At 63.2% G+C, this 4,727-nt stretch carries 2 protein-coding genes and 1 pseudogene; 1 reads left to right on the plus strand and 2 read right to left on the minus strand.

The genetic code is table 11. The features are described from left to right. Together N5D48_RS25685 and N5D48_RS25690 are read right to left on the minus strand one after the other, a co-directional pair. Positions 1–1,710 (minus strand): annotated as a pseudogene (locus N5D48_RS25685) (hypothetical protein); the annotation flags it as partial. Positions 1,711–1,882: 172 nt separating this feature from the next. Then, entirely contained in the window at positions 1,883–2,758 is an 876-nt protein-coding gene (locus N5D48_RS25690; protein WP_279888918.1) for a DMT family transporter, read from the minus strand. A 234-nt stretch (positions 2,759–2,992) separates the two neighbouring features. On the opposite strand from N5D48_RS25690, the gene aceK reads away from it, so the two are divergent. Continuing rightward, positions 2,993–4,708: a bifunctional isocitrate dehydrogenase kinase/phosphatase gene (aceK, locus tag N5D48_RS25695; RefSeq protein ID WP_279888920.1), complete on the plus strand. Its 1,716-nt coding sequence runs from the start codon at positions 2,993–2,995 to the stop codon at positions 4,706–4,708. The last annotated feature ends 19 nt before the right edge of the window (positions 4,709–4,727 follow it).

A 4,727-nucleotide genomic window follows, 5' to 3' on the forward strand; every position in this document is an offset into this window, starting at 1 on the left:
CCAGGTCAGGGTGGTGGTGCGGCTGCCGCCGTTGGGGCCGGTCTCGGTGCGGGTACCGGGGTTGCCGTAGGCGTCGAAGGCCGAATAGACCGTCTTGTAGGTGGCGCCGTCGCGGACCACGGTCCGGCTCTGCAGATCGGCGGCCCAGGTCTTCTGGTCGGTGATCACGCCCAGCTCGAACATCCGGTCCCTGATACCCGAGACTTCGCGTGGCTGCCATTGATAGGTCTCGTAGCTGTTGTCCGGGAAGGTGTGCTTGATCAGCTTGCCGACACGCCACAGCGAGTCCTGGAATGTCTGCTGGCCGGCCTGGTAGCTGGTGGCGATGGAAAAGCCCGGGCCCGCGAATTCATAGCGGTCGACGCCGTCCGGGCCGCTGACCTGGGTGGTGTCGTACTGGCCAATGCCGCCTCGAGTATAGGCATAGGTCCACTTCTGACCGGTGGACAAGGTCTTTTCCACCACCCGCTCCTGGCGCTTGGCCAAGGTGGTGGTGTTCTTGCCGCTGGAATGCTTGCTGGTGAAAGGGACGGTCAGGCTGACGAACGAGTAGCGGAACGTGGTGCTTGCGCCTTCCGGTCGTTCGATGGCGATGAGCTTGCGCGACGCGATGCCCACATCGGTCAGTGGAATCGTTCCGTAAGGTGACATGGAGCGGTGGAAGGTGCCGGGCTGGTACCTGTACTTCCAAGCCTCGCCGGTTGGGCCGGTGGCCTGGATCAGTACATTCGAATTGAGGGTGTCTTCAGGGCTGTAGGCGTATGTGACGCGCCGCTGGGCATTGTCGGCGATCCACTGCAAGCGACCGGAGGTCGCGTCATAGGTAAGGGTGACTTCACGGCCATCGCTGCTGCTGATTCGGGTCAGCTGATAGTTGCCGGTCGCGCTGGGATGATTGTACTGGGTGCCAGGAATTTCCCACTTTCCGGCATTGCCGAACTGGGTGTAGCTGTAGTTGACCCAGTTACCGTAGGCGTCGCTGGCTTTTTTCGCCACGTAATAGGTTTCTGACGAGGCGGGGTACCTGATGATGGTCGTGCCTTGGCTGAATGCGCCATCGGAGAACAGGAAACTGCCAAATTTCTTGTCACTCTGGTAGTTGCCGAGGTCGTAGTGAATGCCCTGTGGCGAGCGCAGGGTCAAGTTGCCCGCCGTGCACTCGAGCTGCCAGTTTTCCTTGCTGCGGGCCACGTACGGCGTGACGGGGTACAACGCCTGGTCGCTACCGTCGGCGAGTTGCACGCGCAGGCTCGGCGCGCCGTAGAGCCCGGCGAACGCACTGCCGGAACACAGGTCTCGAACGGTGTTGGTGACATAGCTGGCGCCAGGGCCCGTGCCGATCAGTCCGTAGGGGTTGGGCTGGTAGAGGCGCGGCGCGGCGGCGATCGTCCAGCCTGGGCCGAGCGCCATCCATTCGTAGCTGCGCTTGAAAGACGCCTGCAGGCCCGCCGAACTGCGCAACAGGTCATAGGTACGGTGCACGGTGATGTCCAGGCCTGCGGGGCCGGGCAACATCAGGTCCACATGATGCAGGGTCAGGTTGCCGGAGTGCGGGTCGACCCGATCCACCTGTTGCGAGGGTGACTGGCGTTCCTGACGGCCGACGGTATCTTCATCGGAGGGGAGATCGGCAGCGCTTGCCGTGCCGAACGACATGGCGATGCCGAGCATCGCCCATGCGCCGCGCGAGGCCTGAGACTTCGTTGTCAATGGATAAGTCCTTTTGATCGAAATGACACCGCAAGCCGAAAAAAGAAGTTCTTCTGGCTCATTCATCTGCTCGAAACGAATGGTGGTGTTTTCGATTTACTGACAGGGACTTAAGTCTTGTGCCGAACAGCGAGTGGCCCTGTCAGTCAGAACCCATCGACTGGAACCGCGCTCATCGTTGGACGGGGCGCAACACCAGCCACAGCGCCGCGCCGATCAAGACTCCGCCATACAGGTGCGCCAGCGACAGCGGTTCATCCAGCAGCCACGCTCCCCACAGCACGCCAAACACAGGAATCAGGAAGGTCACGGTGCTGGCTTTGACCGGCCCGATCTCGTTGAGCAGGCGGAAGTACAGAATGTAGGCGAACGCCGTGCACAGCAGCCCGAGCCCCAGCAGCGACAGCCAAACCTGCCAGCCACCCCAACTGGCCGGTGGCTGGGTCAGGGCACTCCAGGCGAACAACGGGCTGAGCAGCAGCGTGGCGCCGAGCATGCTGCCCAGGGCCGACAGCCGGCTGTCCAGCGTGCCCACCCAGCGCCTGGCCAGAAAGCCGGCGAAGCCATAGCAGGTGGTGGCCGCGAGGCAGGCCAGGGCCCCCTGCGCCAGCGCCATGTCCAGCGCCACCGGCCCCGCGCCACTGAGAATGCCAACACCGAACAGCCCGAGGAAGATCCCGCAGAGCTTGGGCAGGGTCATCGCTTCGCGGAAGAACAGCGTGCCGATCAGCACACCCATCAGCGGCGTGGTGGCGTTGAAGATCGCCGAATAGCCGGCTGGCAACACCTGCGCCGCCACGGAATAGAAGGTGGCGGGGATGCCGGAGTTGATCATGCCCAGCACCAGGCAGGCGCCCAGCTTGCCCTCGAAGTCCCAGCGCACGCGGGCGGCGGCGAGAATGGCCATCAGCCCCAGGCAGGCGATCGAAACGCGAAAGAAGGCGGTCGGCACGGTGCCGAGTTCCGGGGCGATGATGCGCATGAACAGGAAGCTGGCGCCCCAGACGGCGGCAAGGGTCAGCAGGCGGGCAAGGGCGATGGGGCTCACGGGTGGTCTCCGACGGTGGGGCAGGGGCGCGAGTCTACGTCAGGGTGGGGGGCGATTCTTGTGCTTTCTTGCTGTATGAGTCCGTTCGGTCGATCGCGGGGCAAGCCCGCTCCCACGATCCATGGCATGCAGTCAGCGTGGCAGCGGGCTTGCCCCGCGATAAGGCTCACGCAGCCTGCGAGCCGCTTGCGGACGACTAAGCTGTCTAACTCCACCTGCCTTGAGATCTCGCGCATGACCCAACCCTGGCCCGCCGTCGATATCGCCCGGATGATCCTCGATGGCTTCGACGACTACCGCGAGCATTTCCGGCGCATCACCCTGGGGGCCCGCGAGCGCTTCGAACAGGCGCGCTGGCAGGACATCCAGCTGGCCGCGGCGGCGCGCATCAATCTCTACGAAGAGAAGGTCGCCGAGGTCAGCGGCTGGCTGCGCAAGGCCTTCGACGCTGCCGTGCTGCTCGATGTCGAGCAATGGCCGCTGGTCAAGAACGCCTACATTCGCCTGATCGACCCCCGGCTCGACGATGAGCTGTCCGAGACCTGGTACAACTCGCTGTTCTGCAGTTTGTTCAGCCACGACCTGATCAGCGATGGCTGCATGTTCATCCACACCACGCGCCCATCCATGCGCGGTCACGAGCGAGCGGCGCAGACTCGCACCTATGCGCTCGATGGTGGGCTGAAGGGGTTGTTGCGGGCGATCTTCGCCGATTATGCGTTCAGCGTGCCGTATGGGGATCTGGAAGGGGATCTGGCGCGGATGGAGGAGCAACTGCGCGAGTGCCTGCCCGACTGGGTATGCAAAGACCCGGCGCTGGCCGTGGAGTTGTTCACCCCGGTGCTCTATCGCAACAAGGGCGCCTATCTGGTCGGTCGCCTGTACACCCTCGACGAGCAGTGGCCGCTGGTGATTCCGCTGCTGCACCGCGAAGGCCATGGCATCGAGGCCGATGCGTTGATCACCGACGAGGCGCAGGTGTCGATCATCTTCTCCTTCACCCGTTCGTACTTCATGGTCGATGTGCCGGTACCGGCGGAGTTCGTCAACTTTCTCAAGCGTATCCTGCCGGGCAAGCACATTGCCGAGCTGTACACCTCGATCGGCTTCTACAAGCACGGCAAGTCGGAGTTCTATCGTGCGCTGATCAACCACCTGGCCAGCAGCGACGACCGTTTCGTCATGGCGCCCGGGGTGCGCGGGATGGTCATGAGCGTGTTCACCCTGCCGGGTTTCAACACCGTGTTCAAGATCATCAAGGACCGCTTCTCGCCCTCGAAGACCGTCGATCGCGCGACCGTGATCGAAAAGTATCGCCTGGTGAAAAGCGTCGACCGGGTCGGGCGCATGGCCGACACCCAGGAGTTCGCAGACTTTCGCTTTCCGCGCGGCAAGTTCGATCCCGATTGCCTGGCGGAGCTGCTGGAGGTGGCGCCATCGACCGTGGCGCTGGAGGGGGACACGGTGTTGATCCGCCACTGCTGGACCGAGCGGCGCATGACGCCGCTCAACCTGTACCTCGAACACGCCAGCGAAGCCCAGGTACTCGAGGCGCTGGAGGATTATGGGCTGGCAATCAAGCAGCTGGCGGCGGCGAACATCTTCCCGGGTGACATGCTGCTGAAGAACTTCGGTGTCACCCGCCATGGCCGGGTGGTGTTCTACGACTACGACGAGATCAGTTTCCTCACCGAGGTCAACTTCCGGCACATTCCGCCGCCGCGCTATCCGGAGGACGAGATGTCCGGTGAGCCGTGGTACTCCATCGGGCCACATGATGTGTTCCCCGAGGAATTTCCGCCGTTCCTGTTCGCCGATATCGGCCAGCGTCGATTGTTCAGCCGGCTGCATGGCGAACTGTATGACGCCGATTACTGGAAAAGCCTGCAGGAAGCGATTCGGGCGGGCAAGGTGATCGATGTGTTTCCGTATCGGCGCAAGGGGCGTTGACTGACGCTCGAACACGTCG

It is taken from the genome of Pseudomonas sp. GD03858 (genome assembly GCF_029840925.1).
Lineage (GTDB): Bacteria > Pseudomonadota > Gammaproteobacteria > Pseudomonadales > Pseudomonadaceae > Aquipseudomonas.